This window comes from Chryseobacterium sp. YIM B08800, from assembly GCF_026163565.1.
Classification (GTDB): Bacteria; Bacteroidota; Bacteroidia; order Flavobacteriales; family Weeksellaceae; genus Chryseobacterium.
In genome coordinates this window covers 63,956-84,782 of record NZ_JAPDKN010000014.1, presented here as the reverse complement: position 1 = coordinate 84,782, position 20,827 = coordinate 63,956, and the positions used below count along the sequence as shown (strand labels likewise).

19 protein-coding genes are annotated in these 20,827 nt (G+C 32.8%); 6 read left to right on the top strand and 13 right to left on the bottom strand.

Translation table 11 applies throughout. The annotated features are described in order from the left end of the window. Positions 1-78: 78 nt before the first annotated feature. On the bottom strand, positions 79-945 hold the full coding sequence (locus OEW74_RS06695) for a hypothetical protein (protein WP_265427740.1): 867 nt from the start codon (positions 943-945) through the stop codon (positions 79-81). Positions 946-1,061: 116 nt separating this feature from the next. Beyond that, positions 1,062-2,201 carry an aminotransferase class I/II-fold pyridoxal phosphate-dependent enzyme gene (locus tag OEW74_RS06690; RefSeq protein ID WP_265427739.1) on the bottom strand — a complete coding sequence of 380 codons (1,140 nt, stop codon included), beginning with the start codon at positions 2,199-2,201 and terminating at the stop codon, positions 1,062-1,064. 82 nt (positions 2,202-2,283) lie between these two features. On the opposite strand from OEW74_RS06690, the gene OEW74_RS06685 reads away from it, so the two are divergent. The 4 genes from OEW74_RS06685 to OEW74_RS06670 all read left to right on the top strand — a co-directional run bounded on the left by OEW74_RS06685 (position 2,284) and on the right by OEW74_RS06670 (position 5,059). Next, on the top strand, positions 2,284-3,339 hold the full coding sequence (locus tag OEW74_RS06685; RefSeq protein WP_265427738.1) for a M28 family metallopeptidase: 1,056 nt from the start codon (positions 2,284-2,286) through the stop codon (positions 3,337-3,339). A 148-nt stretch (positions 3,340-3,487) separates the two neighbouring features. Continuing rightward, positions 3,488-3,856, top strand: coding sequence for a VOC family protein (locus tag OEW74_RS06680; RefSeq protein ID WP_265427737.1), 369 nt, complete (start codon positions 3,488-3,490; stop codon positions 3,854-3,856). Positions 3,857-3,859: 3 nt separating this feature from the next. Then, positions 3,860-4,384, top strand: a complete 525-nt coding sequence (locus tag OEW74_RS06675; RefSeq protein WP_265427736.1) for an endonuclease V — start codon at positions 3,860-3,862, stop codon at positions 4,382-4,384. A 216-nt stretch (positions 4,385-4,600) separates the two neighbouring features. Then, positions 4,601-5,059 carry a hypothetical protein gene (locus OEW74_RS06670; RefSeq protein WP_265427735.1) on the top strand — a complete coding sequence of 153 codons (459 nt, stop codon included), beginning with the start codon at positions 4,601-4,603 and terminating at the stop codon, positions 5,057-5,059. A 263-nt stretch (positions 5,060-5,322) separates the two neighbouring features. Here OEW74_RS06670 and OEW74_RS06665 read toward each other — a convergent pair whose 3' ends face one another. Both OEW74_RS06665 and uvrA read right to left on the bottom strand, forming a co-directional pair. Continuing rightward, complete coding sequence (locus OEW74_RS06665; RefSeq protein ID WP_265427734.1) at positions 5,323-5,883, bottom strand: hypothetical protein; 561 nt, start codon at positions 5,881-5,883, stop codon at positions 5,323-5,325. Positions 5,884-5,890: 7 nt separating this feature from the next. Next, on the bottom strand, positions 5,891-8,677 hold the full coding sequence (gene uvrA / locus OEW74_RS06660) for an excinuclease ABC subunit UvrA (RefSeq protein WP_265427733.1): 2,787 nt from the start codon (positions 8,675-8,677) through the stop codon (positions 5,891-5,893). Between the two features lie 403 nt (positions 8,678-9,080). Between uvrA and OEW74_RS06655 the strand changes: the two genes are divergently transcribed. Then, positions 9,081-10,892, top strand: a complete 1,812-nt coding sequence (locus tag OEW74_RS06655; RefSeq protein ID WP_265427732.1) for a TonB-dependent receptor plug domain-containing protein — start codon at positions 9,081-9,083, stop codon at positions 10,890-10,892. A 52-nt stretch (positions 10,893-10,944) separates the two neighbouring features. Beyond that, the gene (locus OEW74_RS06650) at positions 10,945-11,661 is read left to right on the top strand and encodes a DUF2490 domain-containing protein (RefSeq protein ID WP_265427731.1); all 717 of its coding nucleotides are present in this window, start codon (positions 10,945-10,947) and stop codon (positions 11,659-11,661) included. A gap of 1 nt (position 11,662) precedes the next feature. On the opposite strand, the gene OEW74_RS06645 is transcribed toward OEW74_RS06650, so the two are convergent. From OEW74_RS06645 to OEW74_RS06605, 9 genes are all read right to left on the bottom strand, one after another. Further along, positions 11,663-12,109 (bottom strand): phosphohydrolase, encoded by a 447-nt coding sequence (locus tag OEW74_RS06645; protein WP_102980570.1) that lies wholly within the window; start codon positions 12,107-12,109, stop codon positions 11,663-11,665. 108 nt (positions 12,110-12,217) lie between these two features. After that, entirely contained in the window at positions 12,218-12,520 is a 303-nt protein-coding gene (locus OEW74_RS06640; RefSeq protein ID WP_265427730.1) for a hypothetical protein, read from the bottom strand. Positions 12,521-12,694: 174 nt separating this feature from the next. Then, positions 12,695-14,473 (bottom strand): acyl-CoA dehydrogenase family protein, encoded by a 1,779-nt coding sequence (locus OEW74_RS06635; RefSeq protein WP_265427729.1) that lies wholly within the window; start codon positions 14,471-14,473, stop codon positions 12,695-12,697. A 123-nt stretch (positions 14,474-14,596) separates the two neighbouring features. Further along, on the bottom strand, positions 14,597-14,965 hold the full coding sequence (locus OEW74_RS06630) for a four helix bundle protein (protein ID WP_265427835.1): 369 nt from the start codon (positions 14,963-14,965) through the stop codon (positions 14,597-14,599). Between the two features lie 51 nt (positions 14,966-15,016). After that, entirely contained in the window at positions 15,017-16,195 is a 1,179-nt protein-coding gene (locus OEW74_RS06625) for an acetyl-CoA C-acyltransferase (protein WP_265427728.1), read from the bottom strand. A 48-nt stretch (positions 16,196-16,243) separates the two neighbouring features. Further along, positions 16,244-16,597: a four helix bundle protein gene (locus OEW74_RS06620; protein ID WP_219240351.1), complete on the bottom strand. Its 354-nt coding sequence runs from the start codon at positions 16,595-16,597 to the stop codon at positions 16,244-16,246. 38 nt (positions 16,598-16,635) lie between these two features. After that, positions 16,636-19,029: a 3-hydroxyacyl-CoA dehydrogenase/enoyl-CoA hydratase family protein gene (locus OEW74_RS06615; protein ID WP_265427727.1), complete on the bottom strand. Its 2,394-nt coding sequence runs from the start codon at positions 19,027-19,029 to the stop codon at positions 16,636-16,638. A gap of 85 nt (positions 19,030-19,114) precedes the next feature. Beyond that, positions 19,115-19,564 carry a MarR family winged helix-turn-helix transcriptional regulator gene (locus OEW74_RS06610; RefSeq protein WP_074230200.1) on the bottom strand — a complete coding sequence of 150 codons (450 nt, stop codon included), beginning with the start codon at positions 19,562-19,564 and terminating at the stop codon, positions 19,115-19,117. A 168-nt stretch (positions 19,565-19,732) separates the two neighbouring features. Continuing rightward, entirely contained in the window at positions 19,733-20,656 is a 924-nt protein-coding gene (locus OEW74_RS06605; RefSeq protein ID WP_265427726.1) for an ABC transporter ATP-binding protein, read from the bottom strand. Between the last annotated feature and the right edge of the window lie 171 nt (positions 20,657-20,827).

Below are 20,827 nucleotides of genomic sequence, written 5' to 3'. Positions count from 1 at the left end.
AAATAAAAGCACTGCATTTGCGGTGCTTCTGTTTTTTAGAAATAAAATATTCAAGCTTTAAAGAAACTCTAATTTAGATTATTCTAAGTTTTTTAAAGTTTCTTTCAGAATGAAAAGATTAATTTTTATTGGATTTTTTGATATTTCATCGGGAATACTTGCTACACTATTGAAGCTTTTTTTAAGCATATCGTATGCAATAGAAGCATCTTCTTCATCATAAAACAAAGCATTCCACTTTTCGTTTTTGTAATGATTTTTTAATGCAATTCCATTTCCATAGAATTTGAAAGGCAAAGGTTCTAAATAGAGGGTCATTGCGAGTTTATCTTCAAATTCGTGATATTCTAAAAAAGCAATTGAAAACTCCAAAGCATTTTCAATTTTAGATCTTATTTTTTCTTTTGTCTGTTTGCTCTTACTTTTTATACGCCATTTGTTGAGCTCATTATTTGTAAAGTTATATTTCGAACGGCTTACATCATTATAATCTTCTTTTTTATATTTAAATTCTACTCCCTTTGTTTGCATTTGTTCAGGAAAATTCAGTTTCATATTTCTCGTGTTCATAGAAATTATTTTGGATGAAAATTCAGGTCTTGTCTTATGATTTTGAGCTTCAAAATAAATTATTGAGTCTTTTACCGACCATGTTCCGAAATAAACTTCGGTGTTATTATTATTTTCACTAAGTGAATCTTTAGGAATATTCGATGTAGTTATAGGACTCGATTGTCCGTTATCTACGAGCAAAAAAGAATTATCTCCGGAAAAAGTTATATATGATGTGTATGATGAATAAGCATCTTCTTTATACTTATCCGCTTCATTATTTGCCTGACTGTAAGTAAATTTCCATGTTCCAATTAAAGGATCTTTTTTGGTACATGAGCAAAATAATATGATGATACATAAATACATCAAGATTTTTTTTGAGATCTTCATTAAAGTTTATTTTTTTATTAAGTTTTTATTTTCTATGCATCTGTTCAATCCATTTAAACGAATTATAAATGAATTTGAAAATGTGAATTTGGGTAATTATACGGTTTTGCTAACATTTATAATACTTTCTTCAAATGCTCCAAAGCCTGAATAATCACATCATCTTTTTTAGCAAAACTAAATCTTATATAATCTGAGTTTGTTTTAGAATTATAAAACGCAGAAAGAGGCAAACAAGAAACCTTTTTTTCTACAGTCAGCCATTTCGAAAACTCAACATCAGTCATGGTTTTAGTAACATTCCTAAAGTTTACGATCTGAAAAAAACCACCTTGGGATATTTCTTCAACAACCAAAGGGGTAGGTTGTATCAATTCATTAAAAATATTACGTTTATTTTCCATGATTTTTTGATTTTCAGCAGGATCAAAAACATCAAGATACTTTGCAATAGCGTATTGACAAGGCGAATTGGAACTGTAAGAAATATATTGCTGATGATTTCTGAAATTTTCAAGCAAACTTTCTGAAGCTAAAAGATAACTTACTTTCCAGCCTGTTGCGTGGAACATCTTCCCAAAAGAAAAAATGCAGAATGTTTTTTTTCTTAATTCAGGATGCAAAAATGCGCTGTAATGTTCTTCATTATCGTAATGGTAAATATCATAAACTTCTTCAGAAATAAGATAAATTTCCTGATGTTTGATAAGTTCATACAACTGAGCCCAATCTTCTTTACTCCACGTTTTCCCGGTCGGATTTTGTGGCGAATTGACAATGATGGCTTTTGTTTTCGCAGAAATACATTTCTTTAATTTTCCCCAGTCAATTTTAAAATCATTTTCCAAATCATAGTAAACCGGAACACCGCCATTCATAACAATTGACGGAGCATATGTATAATAAGAAGGCTGAATAACAATCACTTCATCGCCATTATTTAAAATTGACTTTAAGGAAGTGTACAGCCCAAATGTAGAACAAGGAACAATATTAACCTCTTCGTATTTTAATAATAAACTGTTTTTTCTGTTTAAATTAAACCGAACAATATTTTTGATCAATAAAGAATTTCCTGAAAGAGATTCGTAGCTGTGACTGATCATATCGGCAGATTCTTTAAGAAAATACCGAAGGCGAGGATCAATTTCAAAATCGGGAAGGCCTAATGATAAATCATAACTTTTATGCCTGAAAGCAAGCTCAGACATGTCAGTGAAAAATTTATAATCATTAAATCCGTAATTTTTTTCCATAGTGTTTATCAAATATATAAAAAAAATGTTTGCAGTAAGCAGATGAATTATTTTTGTTATTTTTAAACAAATATTTTTTACCATGAAGAAATTACTTCTCCCTATATTTTCAGCAATACTTCTTACAAGCTGTGGAAGTTCGGCAATTTCAACACAAAATCAGAATTCAGATCAACATTTAAATTCAAATAATTTAAAAAGTGACAAAGCTTTTAACAAAGCATATCAAAGAATTAAACTGAAAGATTTAAAGAAAAATCTATACGTCATTGCATCTGATGAAATGGAAGGAAGAGACACGGGAAGTCCCGGTCAGAAAAAAGCGGGAGAGTACATCATCAATTTTTATAAAGATTTAGGAATTTCGTTTCCTAAAAATTTAACTTCTTATTATCAAAAAGTTCCGTCTTCTTATATGAATAAAAGAGGTGGTGGAAATTTACCGGATTCCGAAAATATTTTGGCTTTTATTGAAGGGAGCGAAAAACCCGAAGAAATCATTGTGATTTCGGCACATTACGATCACGTAGGAACAAAAAACGGAGTGGTTTATAACGGAGCTGATGATGATGGAAGCGGAACAGTTGCAGTAATGCAGATTGCCAAAGCTTTTCAAAGTGCTAAAAAAGCAGGAAATGGACCTAAAAGATCAATTTTGTTTCTACATGTAACGGGAGAAGAGCATGGACTTTTCGGATCGTCATATTATTCGGATAATCCTGTTTTTCCTTTAGAGAACACTGTGGCAGATCTAAATATTGACATGATCGGAAGAGATGATATTGCAAACAGAGGCAAAAACTATGTATACGTGATTGGTTCTGAAATGTTGAGCTCAGAACTGAAAACAATCAATGAAGCAGCCAACAAAAAGACCAACAATCTGGAACTGAACTATAAATATGATGATCCAAAAGATCCGGACAGATTGTATTACCGTTCTGATCATTATAATTTTGCAAAACATGGTATTCCTGTAGCATTTTTCTTTGATGGAATTCATGAAGATTATCACAAACCGACAGATGATGTTGACAAAATTGATTTCCCTTTACTGCAAAAAAGAACGCAGTTGGTTTTTGCAACAGCCTGGGAACTGGCGAATCGTGAAGCAAGAATTGTTGTAGATAAGAAGTAACCACTTGTAATGAGTATTTAAGTTTTGCAGTTTTTTAGTATTCTGTATTGCAGCACTTTAGTAAAAGCAAACATTTAATATTTATCTTTTTGAAAAACTATCATTCGCAACTAATAACTAATAACCAATTAACCAATTCCAAAAAATAATGAATCAAAAAATAAAATCAATAAGACCTTTTATCGGCTCTAAAGACTTTGCGGAAAGCAGAGCATTTTACAGAGATTTAGGATTTGAAGAAGTTGAGATCGATCCTAAGTTTTCGGTGTTTAAAAAAGGAGATTTTGCCTTTTATTTACAAGATTATTATGCCAAAGAATGGATTGAAAATACCATGATTTTCCTTGAAATAGAAAATGTAGATCTTTATTGGGAAGAGCTTGTTTCTTTAAATTTAAAAGAGAAATACAATTCAATACGATTAGTTCCTACAAAGACCGAAGTTTGGGGAAAAGAGTGCTTTCTTCTTGATCCGGCGGGAGTTTTATGGCATTTCGGGGAATTTTTTACTTCTTAAAATATGATTTACGCATTCGACACTTTTTATTACGAAGATTTTGCAAAAACAGTTTGCATTGCCTTTGAAAACTGGACTTCTGAAACGGAAAGTTTTATCTATTCAGAAAATACCGAAATCAGTTCCGATTATGAAAGCGGAGCTTTTTACAAAAGAGAATTGCCCTGTATTTTGAGTTTGCTAAAGAAAATCGATTTAAAAGAAGGCGATCTTATCATTGTTGATGGTTATGTAACCTTAGACAATAACGGGAAAATAGGATTAGGCGGCTATTTATATGAATCTTTAGATAAAAAATACCCTGTCATCGGTATTGCTAAAAACGGATTTGCGAGCGAAGACGATTTGAGAAAAACAATTTTTCGAGGAGAAAGCAAAACTCCATTATTTCTTACCACTGTAGGAATTGATTCGGATGATATTAAAATCAAGGTCGAAAATATGTTTGGGGCGTATAGAATCCCTACACTATTGAAAAAACTCGATCAGTTAACAAGAGAGAAGGATGAACTAAATGTGAGAAGCTGACAAAAGTCAGTTGAATATTATTTATATTTATTCTAAATAAATATAAATTTGCTTCAGAATTAAATATGATTCTAAAAACATCAAACAGTTCATATCCATATTAATTTTTCATTTTTCAAGAACCGATAAGCATTGCTTGTCGGTTTTTTATTTCATCAACCATTCTTGATTTACTGATCTAAATTTTTAAATTTGAAAAATATTAAACACATAGCCATGAAAAAAATTATAATTCTACTTGCAATCACAAGTTATTTATTTGCATTCTCACAAAAGAATTACACAAAAATCAGCAGTTCTAAAATCAGTACTGAAAGAGTAAAAGTGAGTGAAAATTTTATCAAAGAATATTATAAAAAATGTGAGAACAAAGATTATTCTCAGTTTACAAATTTTATTTTAGACAAAAGGTTAGAACGAAAACTTTTTGGTGATTATAAGAAGAAGTGCGAAGAAGTAAATCAATCAGGAAAAATCAATTCTATCAAGTTTAATTCGGCTTATATAAAAGATTATACGAAAAATAGCGATCCATTAGAATTAATTATTTTCGATGCTGATTTTGAAAAATCTAAAGACCTGAAATACATTAATGTATGGATTTATCGCGATCAAAACGTTATCAATGGAATCTGGGTTTCTAAGGAGAAAGCCTTTGTAAAATCTAAAGATTAAAAGAATCCGCTCTTTAGAAGCGGATTCAGTAGATAAATACATCTCATTTTTTTAATTAGACAACAACAAAAAAGCACAGCCGACGATGCTGTGCTTAAATTTTTATTTCAAATTTAATTGCGATTTCGAAGTCGAAAAAGGCAAGAAAAAGATTCATGTCATTTTTATTACATAGTAAATGTAGCAATATTTTTAATACGAAATATGAATTTAATGTTAAAATTCACAAATTATTTACAATTTACTGTGGGTAAATTTAGAAATCATTTTGTTTTACTTAAAGCATTTATTTCAAAAGGGGCAATTCTCCTTATAGTATAAGAATGATAACCTAAGCTATCAATATCTTGTAAAAGCTTGGAGATATTATAATTTTTAATGGTATCATTTTCAAAAGCAAAAGATAAATGTCGTAAATTTTGTCGACCATCTTTCATTTTTTCTTCTGAAGCCTTCGCTTTTAAATGATTGTAAATTTCACTGTATTTTATAATTTTCAAGCTGTCTGAAGACAAAACTCTTTTTGCCGGTTTTAAATTTTCTAATCCAGTTCCACATATTAAACTGAATAGCTGTTCATTATAATAATAGACTGAGTTATCTTTCAAAAAGATAAAATTTACAGCTCCTTTTGGATAATCGTAAAATTTAATTTCTTTAATTATAGCTAAATCAGGATTTTTCAGTTTCGCTTCCTGAAAATGTTTTTCAATATCATCGTTAAATTTAGAAACAATAAAATCTCTCTTTTCAATATTTTTTGAATCATCTTTTTTACAAGAACTGATGAATAAAATTATCAACGTTGAAAAGAGAAACTTCATAATATGTTTACAATTTTTCAGCAATATATTTCGCCGTATGCGATTTCTTATTCTTTGCCAAATCTTCCGGAGTTCCTGCGAAAACAACTTCTCCGCCGTATTTTCCCGCTTCAGGACCGATATCTATAATATGATCGGCACATTTCATAATATCCGGTTGATGCTCAATAACAATCACAGAATGACCGAGATCGATCAATGCCTGTAAAGATTTTAATAATTTTTGAATATCATGGAAATGCAATCCGGTAGAAGGTTCATCAAAAACAAATAAGGTTTTATCAGTTGTCACGCCTTTCACAAGGAAAGATGCCAGTTTCACACGCTGCGCTTCACCTCCTGAAAGAGTAGAAGAGCTTTGTCCGAGTTGTAAATATCCCAAACCGACATCCTGAAGCGGAGTCAGTTTTGTAACGATTTTATCTTCTTTATTTTCCCTGAAAAATTCTAAGGCTTCATCTACTGTCATGTGAAGAATATCCGAAATGTTTTTTTCGTCGAATTTTACTTCAAGAATTTCGTTTTTAAAGCGGGTTCCTTTACAGGTTTCACATTCAAGCTCGATGTCTGCCATAAACTGCATCGAAACGCTGATTACACCTTCACCTTTACATTCATCACATCTTCCGCCATCAACGTTGAAAGAAAAATGTTTTGGCTTGTAGCCCATCATTTTGGCGCTTTTCTGCTTAGAAAACAGATCACGAATATCATCATAAGCTTTCAGATAGGTTACAGGATTTGAACGGGATGATTTTCCTATGGGATTTTGATCAATAAGTTCAATATGCTTAATCAGTTTTTTTGGAAATTCTACAGAATCGTAATCACCTTTTTTTCCGCCCATTCCCAGCTGAATCTGAATGTCATTTGTAAGAATTTCTTTCATTAAAGTAGATTTCCCACTTCCTGAAACTCCTGAAATAACGACCAAACTTTCCAAAGGAATATCTACATCGATATTTTTCAGATTATTGGATCTTGCTCCTTTAATATGAATGAATTCTTTTGCTTTTCTGCGCTTTTCCGGAACTTCTATTTCTAATCTTCCGGTGAGGTATTTTGAAGTTAGTGTATCGGCATCTTTCAATTCCTTATAATCGCCCGCAAAAACCAATTCACCTCCTAAATATCCTGCTTCCGGACCAATATCAATAATATAATCTGCTGCTCTCATTACATCTTCATCATGTTCCACAACGATTACCGTGTTTCCTATATCACGAAGATTTTTTAAAACTTCAATTAAATTTTCTGTATCTCTGGAATGCAATCCGATTGATGGTTCATCTAAAATATAAATTGAACCCACCAAAGAACTTCCTAAACTTGTAGCCAAATTAATTCTCTGACTTTCACCGCCAGAAAGCGTATTTGAAGTACGGTTTAAAGTAAGATAACCTAAACCTACTTTCAACAAAAACTCTAAACGAGTTGTTATTTCGTACAACAATCTTTTGGCAACTTCTTTATCATGTTCTGAAAGTTTTAAACCTTGAATTAAAGGTAAAAGTTCATCCAAAGGAAGCTCAATCATCGATTGAATGTTGTTTCCATCGATTTTTACCCAGCTTGTTTCTTCACGCAAACGCAAACCTTCACAAGTCGGGCAAAGCGTTTTACCACGGTAACGTGATAACATGACACGATATTGAATTTTATATAAATTTTCCTCAAGCATTTTGAAGAAATTATTCAACGAAGGAAAACTTTCTTTTCCATCACCTTTCCAAAGGTAATTTTTCTGCTCTTTAGTTAATTGATGATAAGGCTTATGAATAGGGAAGTCTTTCGCTTTTTTAATGAAATCTTTTTTCCATTCGCTCATTGTTTCACCTTTCCAGGAAGCAACAGCATCTTCAAAAATCGATAAAGCTTTGTTTGGAATGACCAAGTCTTCATCAATTCCGATCACTTTTCCATAACCTTCACAAGTAGGACAAGCTCCAAAAGGGTTATTAAAACTAAAAAAATGAACATTAGGCTCAAGAAATTCTATTCCGTCGAGCTCAAATTTATTTGAAAAGTTTTTTACAGTTCCGGTTTCTGTATTTTTTAATGAACAATAACCACGACCTTCATAAAAAGCCATCTGAATAGAATCTGCCAATCGCTGAAGGAAACTTTCATCTTCTTCATACGAAAAACGGTCGATTACCAAATTGATTTCCATACCTTTTTCGGGAGTGAAACCAAAACTTTCCAGATCTTCAATTCCGGCAAGATTTCCGTTGACTTCTAATCTTGTGAAACCAGCCAGTTTTAAAACATTTAAAGTATCTGCAAAGCTTTCAACATCAAAATTTAACGGAGCCGTCAGTAAAAACGGAACATTGTTTTTTGAATTCTTAATAAAATCTATGACATCAGTTACTGAATCTTTTTTCACTTCTTCACCCGAAACAGGAGAATATGTTTTACCAATTCTCGCAAAAAGAAGCTTCATGTAATCGTAGATCTCAGTAGAAGTTCCCACAGTAGATCTTGGATTTGAAGAAATTACTTTCTGCTGAATAGCAATTGAAGGAGCCAAACCTTTGATGTCATCAACTTTTGGTTTTTCTAATTTACCTAAAAACTGACGTGCATAAGAACTCAGACTTTCTACATATCGTCTCTGTCCTTCAGCATAAATCGTATCAAAAGCCAACGAAGACTTTCCGCTTCCGGAAACTCCTGTAATAACAATCAGTTTATTTTTCGGGATTAAAACATCAATGTGTTTCAGGTTGTTAAGATGTGCATTTTTAACGAAAACCTGTTTTTTTATATCTATTTCTGTTGTTGAAGCCATAGTAAAATTAAGACTAACAAAAATACAAATTTTTGCCGGATTTTCTTAAAAGAATTAACTCTTCAATTTTTATTCATTTGAATAAGAATATTTTAAATCCTATAAATCGCTCTATATTATTTTATGTAATAAATTAACATAAAAATGTTTCATTTTTTTAACAATAGCTCTTGTTTTGTAAATATTTTTCTTGTAAAATTGCACCAACCAAATAGTAATAAAAATGAGAACACTCTTCAGACATTTTATTACACATTTAATGAAAAAAAGATAAAACAAAGGTTCCCAAAAACCTAAAAAGATGCATAAGTAATTATGCATCTTTTTTTATGATATCTATCATTTTTTGGTTATGTTAAAGTCTCTTAATTTTGGGAACTTCAAAAATAAACCAAGAAGTATTATGAATAAGAAGCTCGGAACTGTATTTTTTCTTGCCTCATTTTGCGCTCTCAACGCACAGGTGAAAACTTCAGAAATCGATTCTGTTGAAATTCAGGGGAAATTTATTGCAACTACCTATAAAAATGCCAATCAGAATATTTCTGTAATTACAAGGGACGAAATTCTAAATTCTCCGGCTGCAAGCATTGATGAAATTCTTCAGCAGATTCCCGGAATGGACATCAGAAGGAGAGGAGCAAACGGAGTGCAGAGTGATGTTGGTTTCCGTGGGAGTAATTTTGAACAGGTTTTAATTCTTATCAACGGAATCAGAATGAATGACTCACAAACAGGGCATAATTCTTTAAACATTCCTGTTGATTTGGATAATGTTGAAAGGATAGAAGTTATCAAAGGGCCTTCAGCAAGAAGATTCGGGCAAAATGCTTACGCAGGGGCGATCAATATTATTACCAAAACTCACATTGGGAAAAATGTAAAAATCAGTGCCAATGCGGGTGATTATGAAACCTACGGTTTCGGATTTAATGCAAATATTGGAAACGAAAAATTTTCAAATTCTTTACAAGCAAATTCAAATTCTTCACAAGGTTACAGACATAATACCGATTTTGAAATAAGAAATGTTTTCTATCAAAATCAATTAAAAATAAAAAACGGTGACATCAGATTACAGGCTGGTTTTTCTGAAAAGAAATTCGGAGCCAACGGATTTTATTCATCACCACAAGCAACTGAACAATACGAAGAATTGCAGGCTTCCATTTTAAGTGTTGCCCATCAGCAAACTTTCGGAAAATTGAAACTTAATTCTAATGTTTACTGGAGAAGAGGACAAGATATGTATCTTTTTAACAGAGAAAAGCCTGAAATCTACAGAAATATGCACATCGGAAATAATGTAGGTGTAGAAGTCAACTCAAGTTACCAATCGGGTTTAGGAACGACAGGTTTGGGCGTAGAGTTAAGAAAAGAATTCTTGGCAAGTAATAATCTGGGGGACAGAGAACGTTTTGTAACACAGGTTTTCTTTGAGCATCATTTTTCTTTCTTTGATAAAAAACTAAACATCAGTCCGGGAGCTTCCTGGGCAAATTATTCTACCAACGGTAATTTCTTTTACCCTGGTTTAGACGTTGGTTACACATTCTATCAGAATAATAAAGTTTTTGGAAGTATTTCAAAAGTTCACAGAGTTCCAACTTTTACCGATTTGTATTACACAAGCAAAACAGAGCAGGGAAATCCTAATCTTTTACCTGAAAATGCGGTTTATGCAGAAGTTGGTTATCAATACCAAAACAAAGGTATTTTAGCGAAATTCAGTGGTTTTTACAGAGATTCTAATGATGCTATTGACTGGATTAAAAATTCTCTGCAAGATCCGGTTTGGTATTCACGAAATATCGGAAATAAAGAAACAAAAGGGATTGAAGTAGAAATCGATCATAAAGTTTTTGATTGGATGAAATACACTTTGGGTTATACATATATTGATAATAAGCTGAAAGATTTAAATGACTTAAACTCACGTTATGCATTAGATAATCTTAAACATCAGTTTGTAGCAAAGCTTCAGACAAAGTTTTTAAAGTATTTTACCAATGAATTGGTTTACAGATATAACGACAGAATGAATTTGGGAAGTTATCATTTGCTGGATGAAAAGCTTAGCTTTAATAAAAAAGACTTTTCTGTATATGCATTAATCAATAACGTAACTGATTCAGAATACACAGAAACTTTTGGTGTACCGATGCCTCAAAGATGGTTTCACATTGGTTTTTCTTACAATATTAATATTAAGTAAACTTAATATTACCGAAACGTTAAATGATATAATTTTGCAAAAATTTTTTTGGATGAAACTTATTTTAAGCATAAGCCTACTTTTTAGTTTAAGTATTTTCAAAGCACAGGAGCATATTTCCTCTTTTAACGCTTTGACATTAACCTATAAGTTTCATCCAAAATTTTTCCTTTATGCTGAAGGACAGTTGAGAGGTATTGAAGACTACACTTATCCTGATTATTACGAAATAAAAGGAGGTTTAGGATATAATCTTACCAAAAATCACAAACCTTTTATTGGTTTAGGACGATACGCAACTTACAAAGATCACGCAATTAATAAAGAAGAATTCCGTGTTTGGTTGCAGGATGTGATAGATTTCAAAAGTGGAGTTGTAAAATTTGAAAACAGATTCCGTGCAGAAAAATCATGGTTTTATGAGCCACAAACGGATAAGAATTCTGAAAGAATGCGGTACCGTTACCGTCTGAATGTTTCAGTTCCTTTAAATGCTAAAAAAATTGCACCGGGAACCGTTTTCGCAAATGTTTACGATGAAGTTTTTGTCGTTACGCCAATGAAACCTTCATTTGCAAGAAACAGGGTTTATGGTGGTTTTGGGTATCAAATCGATGAGAACTTCGGTATTCTTGGCGGCTATTTATGGCAGAGAGAATTTGAAGCAAAAGGAAATAAAAACGTACATTTTGTTTACCTCGCTTTAAACATCAATATCGACGACACCGATAACGACCACAAAACGTATCATTTCCCGGGAGCAGATTAATCTAATATTTCTCGGATAAATATCGGTACGCTTTCAAATATTTATTGAAACGGTGAATATCTTTTGAAGTTAATTCTCGGTTCACCCTTCTCAAATCCATATTATCACGAAGATCATTGAGTTTCACTGCAACAGCAAGAGGCGATCTTTCAGTTCTTTTTACGAAATCATCATAAACTTCTTCCGGATCAAATTTTGTGAGGCAGCTTATTGCAAAAAGAATGTATTCAGGAAAACCTTCAGATCTTAAATATTCAAAGCTGAATTCTTCAGGATGATCTTCTACCACATCGTGCAAAACACCAACGATTTTTTCGTCCATTGTTTTGCCATATTCCATTACACGCATTACGTGAGCAATGTAGGGTGCATGATATTTATCTTTTTGCCCTTTATGTGCTTTGTCTGCAATTTTTATTGCTTTATTTAAAAGTTCTTCTTTTGTCATTCTTTTTTGAAAAAATAGAATACAAAAATATAAAACAGCTTAGAAAAACTTGATAGTTTTGATAAAAATTTTAAGATATTTTATCAATAGTCAGAATTGCCACCGAATTTATTTTACGCTTAATTTTGGTGGTTTCGCTATATCCAATAGATTGGGTATTTTATGTAGTGTGGTATCTTTTTTTGGAGCCTTTAAACTTGAATAAATTTCAGGATTTTTCGGCTTTGCAACAGGCATTTTATACAATTTAGCAATAGAACTATCAAACTTTGATGCATCTAAAGGTGTTACAATAAATGGTTTTTCAATTTTTGGAAATTTTATAGTATCAATTTTCAATGGTATTCTGGGAGAAACCTGTGCTGAAAATGAGATAGAACTTAACATTGTAATTATTAATAATATTTTCATTGTTTTAAATTTTTATCAGATTTAATAATTTAAATTGGCTTAAAACTCCAAGTATTATTATAAGACAACTGATAAGGTTTAATTATTACATTTTTGAAAAAAAATATTTTAAATGTAAAATAAAAAACGTCCCAAAAAATTGAGACGTTTTAAAATCAAATTTATTTATAAAGACTAATAATGTCCTTTTTCAATATAATGCGCAGCCACTTTTTCAGTTAACGCCACTACATTCGGACTGTTTGTGTATTTTGTAAATCTTCTCAATCCTGAAAGCATCATTCTCTGTTCATCACCTTCCGCAAAAGAAACAATTCCTTCTTTAGCCGCAGCGATGATTTTGTCAATTGCTTTGTAAAGATTTAACTGAGCCATTGCAGCTTCTACAGAATCAGCAGAGAAGTGTTTTTCAGCTCTTAAAATTGCAGATTCTGCCATGTAGATTTGGTTAAGAATTTCAGAAGCATTTAACAATAAATGTTGCTGTTTCTCAATATCCATCATGTATTTTTGAAGCGCAGCTCCAGAAACCATTAAGAAAACTTTCTTAAGATTTGCAATAATTGCTTTTTCTTCGCTCATGAACGCAGAATAATCAGGAACTTCAAATGACGGAATTCCCATCAATTCTTTGCTGATCGCCATTGCCGGAGATAATAAGTCTAATTCTCCTTTCATTGCTCTTTTAATCAACATTCCAACGGCAAGAAGTCTGTTGATTTCATTGGTTCCTTCGTAAATTCTTCCGATTCTTGCATCTCTCCAAGCAGATTCCATTGGAGTATCTTCTGAGAATCCCATTCCACCATAAATCTGGATTCCTTCGTCTGCTGTAACTTGTGTTAAATCTGATACGAAAACTTTTAAAATTGAAGCTTCTACCGCAAATTCTTCAACACCTTTTAATTCAGCCTGTTGATGATCCATTCCTCCTGCAACCAATTCTGCAATTTTATCTTCCACATTTTTTGCTAAACGATAAGAACCTGCTTCACTTACAAAAACTCCGGTCGCCATTTCAGCGATTTTCTTTCTGATGGCTCCGAAAGTTGAAATTGAAACACCAAACTGTTTTCTCTCGTTTGAATATTGAATAGAGTGATTTAAAATTCTTCTTTGTCCGTCAAGATTTGCTGCTGCTAACTTAATTCTTCCAACATTTAATGCATTCAAAGCGATTTTGAAACCATTGTTTCTTTCACCCAACATATTCTCAACAGGAACTTTCATGTCATTAAAGAAAACCTGACGCGTTGAAGATGAACGAATTCCTAATTTGTGCTCTTCTTCACCAAAAGTTAAGCTTTCAGGATTCTCCAATTCTGAACGATTGATTACGAAACCTGTGATGTTTTTGTCATCATCAATTTTCGCAAACAAAGTGAAAGTATCTGCAAAACCTGCATTGGAAATCCACATTTTTTGTCCGTTGATGATGTAATGTTTTCCGTCTTCAGACAATCTTGCTCTTGTTTTTCCTGAGTTAGCATCGGAACCTGCATCCGGCTCTGTCAAGCAATATGCTCCGAATTTTGTTCCTGTTGCTAAATCTGGAAGATATTTCTTTTTCAATTCTTCACTTCCGTACAGTAGAGTAGGTAATGTTCCAATTCCTGTATGCGCTCCGTAAGCGGTTGCCAATGATCCGTTCCCCCCTGAAACATAGTCGCAAGCCAACATGGTGCTCACGAATCCCATTCCAAGACCGCCGTATTCTTCTGGAACCGTAATTCCTAACAATCCCATTTCGCCGAGCTTACGCATTGTTTCTTCAGTCAAAGCATAATCTTTTTTCTCAAAACGATCATGATGCGGGATCACCTCTCTATCGATAAATTCTTTCGCAGAATCACGAAGCATTTTTTGTTCTTCGCTCAGTTCTTCAAGACTGAAAATTTCGTTTGCAGGAATTTCTTTGATCAGGAATTCACCACCTTTTACTATATTGCTCATTATGTTTATTTTAAATTTTAGATTGATTATTAGACATTTAGATAATAGACGAATAGAGGATAGACTTTTTCATTCTTTATAAAAATCATTTTATTACCTATTTTCTATCAGTCAATCATCTTTTTAGTCTTTATTAAGTGTATTTTGAAATACCATTGTTGCTTTTTGAAATTCTTCAATTTTTGTTTCGAGGTTTTCACTTTTTTCGTCAGATAAATATTTTCTATGATTTGCTAACAATATTTGAGTTTGCAATTCAAATGACGACCCCAAAGAAATATCTAAAAAATGACTAAAAGACTTATTTGTTCTGCTTGAACCTTCAGCTATATTTGATGGAATTGAAATTGAACATCTGTCCATTTGGCTTTTCAAACCATATTTTTCATAAGTTGGAAAAGTATCTGTAAGGTCTAATATCAATTTTGATAATTCCATACCCATTTGCCAGATTTTAAGCTTTTTAAAATTGTGTCTTTTAAAATCATTCATCATTTCTTGTGTTTCTAATCTATTATCTATCCGTCTATTCTCTTTTCGTCTTTAAAGAAGTTCAAAAATTGAAGCCGCTCCCTGTCCCGTTCCGACGCACATAGAAACCATTCCGTATTTATTTCCGCGTTTTCTCATTTCGTCAAGAAGCTGAACTGTTAATTTTGTTCCGGTACATCCAAGTGGGTGACCAAGAGCAATTGCTCCTCCATTAACATTAAGAATATCAGGATTTAAACCTAATTCTTTTTTGATGGCAACAGATTGTGATGCAAATGCCTCGTTTAATTCAATTAACTCAATATCTTTTAATTCTAAGCCTGCTTGTTTTAAAGCTTTTGGAATTGCATAAATTGGTCCCATTCCCATGATTCTTGGCTCTAAACCTGCTGCTGCATAAGCAACTAATCTTGCTTCAGGTTGTAATCCTAATTCTTTTACCATTTCTTCGCTCATGACCATTACAAAAGCTGCTCCGTCACTCATTTGAGAAGAGTTTCCTGCGGTTACACTTCCTCCGTTGGCGAAAACAGGTCTTAATTTAGATAAACCAGCCAAAGAAGTATCTGCTCTTGGGCCTTCATCTACTGAAAAATCAAACTTCTTAGTCTGCATTTTCTGGTTTTCATCAAGGAAATTATATTCAACAGGAATCGGAACGATCTGGTTTACAAATTTTCCTTCGGCATTGGCTTTCAAAGCTTTCATGTGAGATTCAAAAGCAAACTGATCTTGTTCTTCTCTTGTGATATTATATTGTTTTGCAACTTCTTCCGCCGTGTAACCCATTCCCCAATAATAATCAGGGTTTGTTTTTGCGATATCCGTTTCAGGAACAGGTTTATAACCGCCCATTGGAATGTAAGACATTGATTCTGTACCTCCTGCAATAATGCAATCAGCCATTCCTGCCTGAATTTTTGCAGAAGCAATCGCAATCGCCTCACTTCCTGATGCACAATATCTGTTTACCGTTACTCCTGGAACTTTGTCTGTATTTAAACCCATTAAGGAAATCAAACGAGCCACGTTTAAGCCCTGTTCAGCTTCCGGCATTGCATTTCCAACGATAAGGTCATCGATTCTGTTTTTGTCTAATTGCGGAAGTTCAGCCATTAATTTTTCAATTACGGTTGCCGACATTACATCGGGTCTCGTGAATCTTAAACTTCCTTTTGGAGCTTTTCCAACGGCAGTTCTGAACCCCTTTATTATATATGCTTGTTTCATTTTGTTGTATTAATGTATTTATGTAAAATGTATTTATGATTAAAATGCTTAAGTATTAAATTTCTGCTTCAATTTTGCCAACATATTTTGAATGTGTTTGATTTCTGAATATATAATATTAAAATCATCAATTTTTAAGAAACCTAAATCATTAGCAATTAAGATTTGTGTCTCAAATTCAAAAGAAGAACCTAATGCAATATTCAAAAAATGTGAAAATTGAGCATTTGTATCTCGGCCCGCACCTTCAGCGATATTAGAAGGAATTGAATATAAACTTCTTCTTGACTGGGAAGTCAAACCGAACATTTCGTCTTTTGGAAAATTGTTAGAAGCCGAGTAAAATATTTTACAAAGTTTCATTGATTTTGTCCAAACTTCTAAATCTCTAAAGTTGTGCATCGTTAATACATTAATACTTTTTACATTTTACAAGATGTCTAATTTCTCAACGGTTTTCCTTTTTGTAACATAAACTGAATTCTCTCCAAAGTTTTTCTTTCACCACAAAGCTGTAAGAAGGTTTCTCTTTCAAGATTCAATAAGTATTGTTCGGTCACAACAGTTGGTTCAGAAAGATTTCCGCCTACTAAAACGTTGGCTAATTTATCTGCAATCTTTTTATCGTGTGCAGAGATGAAATTTCCTGTTAACATTTGGTCGGTTCCTACGTAGAACATTCCAAGAGCGTCTTTACCAAGAACTTTTACAGTTTGCTCGATAGGTTGAGTATAACCTTGTTCAGCTAATAATTTTGCCACTTTTTTAGCTTCGGCAATCTGACGTTTTTTGTCAACAACTACGATATCTTTTCCTTTTTCAAGAATTCCCATATCGTAAGCTTCGTAAGCTGAAGTTGCCACTTTTCCCATCGCAATATTCATGAAAGCTTCACGAAGACGGTTGTTTTTCACATCATCACTGTGGAATTCTCTTGAAGTTCTCAAAGCAAATTCTTTCGTTCCACCACCGCCTGGAATTACACCAACTCCGGTTTCAACTAAACCGATGTAAGTTTCTGCAGCTGCAACCACTCTGTCGGCGTGCATGGTCATTTCGCAACCACCACCTAAAGTCATTCCGTGAGGAGCAACTACTACAGGAATAGAAGAGTAACGAACTCTCATCATTGATTTTTGGAAATAAGCAATTGCCATATTCAAATCATCCCAATCTTGCTCGATCGCCATCATTAAAATCATTGCCAAATTCGCCCCAACAGAGAAATTTGTGCCTTGATTTCCAATCACTAATCCATCATATTCTTTTTCAGCTAAATCAATCGCTCTGTTTAATCCATCTAAAACTTCGCCACCCAAAGAATTCATTTTAGAACGAATTTCAAAATTGATAATTCCGTCGCCTAAATCTTCAATTGAAGAACCTGAATTGCTCCAAAGTGTCTTATTTTTTCTGATATTATCTAAAATAATAAAAGCATCTTGCCCGGGAATTTTGTTGTACTCTCCTGAATTTTTATCAACATAAATGCTTTGTCCATCTTCATTTACTTTATAGAAAGACTCTACATTTTTAACCCAGTCTGAAACCTCGTAACCAGCTTCTTTAGCCAATTCAATACCTTTTTGAACACCAACGGCATCCCAAATTTCGAAAGGCCCGTTTTCCCAACCGAAACCAGCTCTCATTGCATCGTCGATTTTGTAAACTTCATCCGAAATTTCAGGAACTTTATGCGAAACGTAAGCAAATAATGCTCCCAAAGATTTTCTGTAAAGCTCTCCAGCTTTGTCTTTTCCACCAATTAAGACTTTAAATCTGTCAATTGGTTTATCGATATTTTTAGTTAATTCTAAAGTCGGGAAAGAAGATTTTCCTTGAAGTTCGTATTCTAAAGTATCAAGATTTAATCCGTGAATTTCAGATTTTCCGTCTGCACCTTTCACTTTTTTATAGAAACCTTGTTCGGTTTTTGAACCCAACCATTTGTTGTCTACCATTTTCTGAATGTAATCAGGAAGGGCAAAAACATTGTTGAAATCATTCGCTTCAGCACCGCTTTGACGAACACCGTTTGCAACCATCACCAAAGTATCTAAACCTACAACATCGGCTGTTCTGAACGTTGCAGATTTTGGGCGTCCGATAACCGGACCTGTTAATTTATCTACATCAGAAACATTTAAATCTAATTTTTGAACATTATGAAGCAAATCCATCATCGAAAAAACCCCGATTCTATTGGCGATAAACGCAGGAGTATCTTTTGCTAAAACAGTTGTTTTACCTAAGAATTTCGCTCCATAATTCATGTAGAAATCTATGATTTCAGGAGATGTATCTTTTGTAGGAATAATTTCTAAAAGAGGAAGGTATCTTACCGGATTAAAGAAATGAGTTCCAGCAAAATAATGTTTAAAATCATCACTTCTTCCTTCTACCAACATATTAATCGGGATTCCGGAAGTATTTGAAGAAACTAAAGTTCCCGGCTTTCTGAACTGCTCAATTTTTTCGTAAACAGATTTTTTGATATCCAGTCTTTCAATTACAACTTCAATAATCCAGTCTGTGTCCTTTATTTTTGCTAAATCATCCTCAAAATTTCCTACTTTAATTCTCTCGGCAAATTTCGGAGAATAGAGTAGTGCAGGACTTGCTTTTTTAAGTTTTTCAAAGTTTTCGGAAGCAATTCTGTTACGAACCGCTTTGTCGTCTTTGGTCAAACCTTTTTTCTGTTCGGCTTCATTCAATTCAAAAGGAACAATATCGAGCAGTGAAACCTGCACGCCAATATTGGCAAAGTGTGCAGCAATACCGCTTCCCATAATTCCTGAACCTAATACCGTAACGTGTTTGATTCTTCTTTTCATTAATATTTATTTTAGTTATTATCGCTTAATTTCACCTCTTTTGGTTAGGATTTTTATTTAAGACGTTCCAAAAAAGGCGAATTTTTTATTTTCTGTTATTCAAGTCGGCAGCAATTTTCATGATCTCACTCATTACTTCTTTGAAGGTTTCCAACTTATCAGGAGAAATTTTCTCCATCACTTTTTTATTGAAATTTACCACCACTTCTTTCGACATATTTCTTGAGCTTAATCCTTTATCGGTAAGCTTAATGATGACTTCTCTTTTATCAGTAGTTGTCTTTTCTTTGTAGATATATCCGTTGTCTTCAAGGAGTTTAATAATTCTTGTGAGAGAAGTGGGTTCGATTGCCATTTTCGGACCTAAATTGGTACTTCTTGTCCCTTCTTTTGGATCAATTTTCAGTAATGTTAAAGCCTGAACAGCAGTAGAATCGTGTTCTTGTGCAAGCTCAGTATACATTTTTGAAACAGCCAACCAAGTCTGCTTCAGAATGAGGTCTACGTTTTCTGTTTTTTCTTTATTATTATCCATCATATTATTTTTGCTAATCGGTTTTATCAAATGTAGTAAATATTATGCATGCATAGTATTAATTAATATTAAAATTTATTAATCAATTGAATATCAATAATTTAAATTATATGACAAGCATAATACTATGCATGCATAGTATGTAGAATAAACAAATAAAAGATTGTATTAATGAAGCTTTGTAACCAAATTAACGATTTCTTCGAAGGATTCGCATTTGTAGATTTCGTTTTTGTAAGAAATCTCCCAAAATGTATCGTTATATTGAAAATGAAATAAAGAAAGGTTTTTTTGAAAGTTTTTTTGCAATAAAGAGTAGAGCATCTCTTTTTGAATTTCGGGCGAAATAATAGAAGGAGCCACAAAATTTTTATTCACTTGAAATAACGAGGCATTGGTCAACTCATCATGCTTCAATAGAATATCTTCAACAATTCCCGAAAACAGTTCTTGGTTTTTAACATACCAGATTTTATCGGCAAATTCTTTTGCCAAACGCCAGTCGTGTGACGAAAACAAAATCAGTTTATTTTGTTCTTTGGCAAGTTTCCGAAGGGTTTTTAGGATGATGATTTTATTTTTTTCATCTAAATGAGTTGTCGGCTCATCAAGAATAATAATAGGAGAGTTCTGCGTTAATGCACGTCCAATAAAGGCTTTTTGCAGGTTTCCGTCAGATAGATTTTTTAAAGGGGTATTTTTATATTGCTCTAAATCTAGTTCCGCAATAATATCTGAAACTTCTTCTCGGTCTTCTTTTTTAAGCTCAAAATAAAAAGGATAATAAATGTATTTTCCTAAAGAAATCAAATCTTCAACCGTGAAATTTTGTGGAATGACCGCTTTAGAAAAAACGATGGCAATATTTTCGGCAATTTCTTTTACAGATAAATGTTTTACACTTTTGTTGTTAATTAAAATTTCTCCACTCAACAAAGGGTTTTGATGAAGAATAGATTTAATTAAAGTGGTTTTTCCAACACCGTTATTTCCAACTAGCAAGCAAACATCTCCTAAATTCAAAGATGCATTCGCATTTGAAATTAAGGTTTTATTGTAACCGATATTGGCTTGTTTTATTTGTAGGTGCATTTTTGTTGGTTTTAACTTTCCGCAAATCTGATTTCGTGGAATTTATGTTTCAAGGGTTTTATTTTTTCTCTCGCAGATTTTTATATTCTATTTGTCATGCTGAAAGCATCTCTACAAAGTTAGCTTAGATTCCTAAGGAATGACAAATTGACGTTTATTTTTAAATTTAAT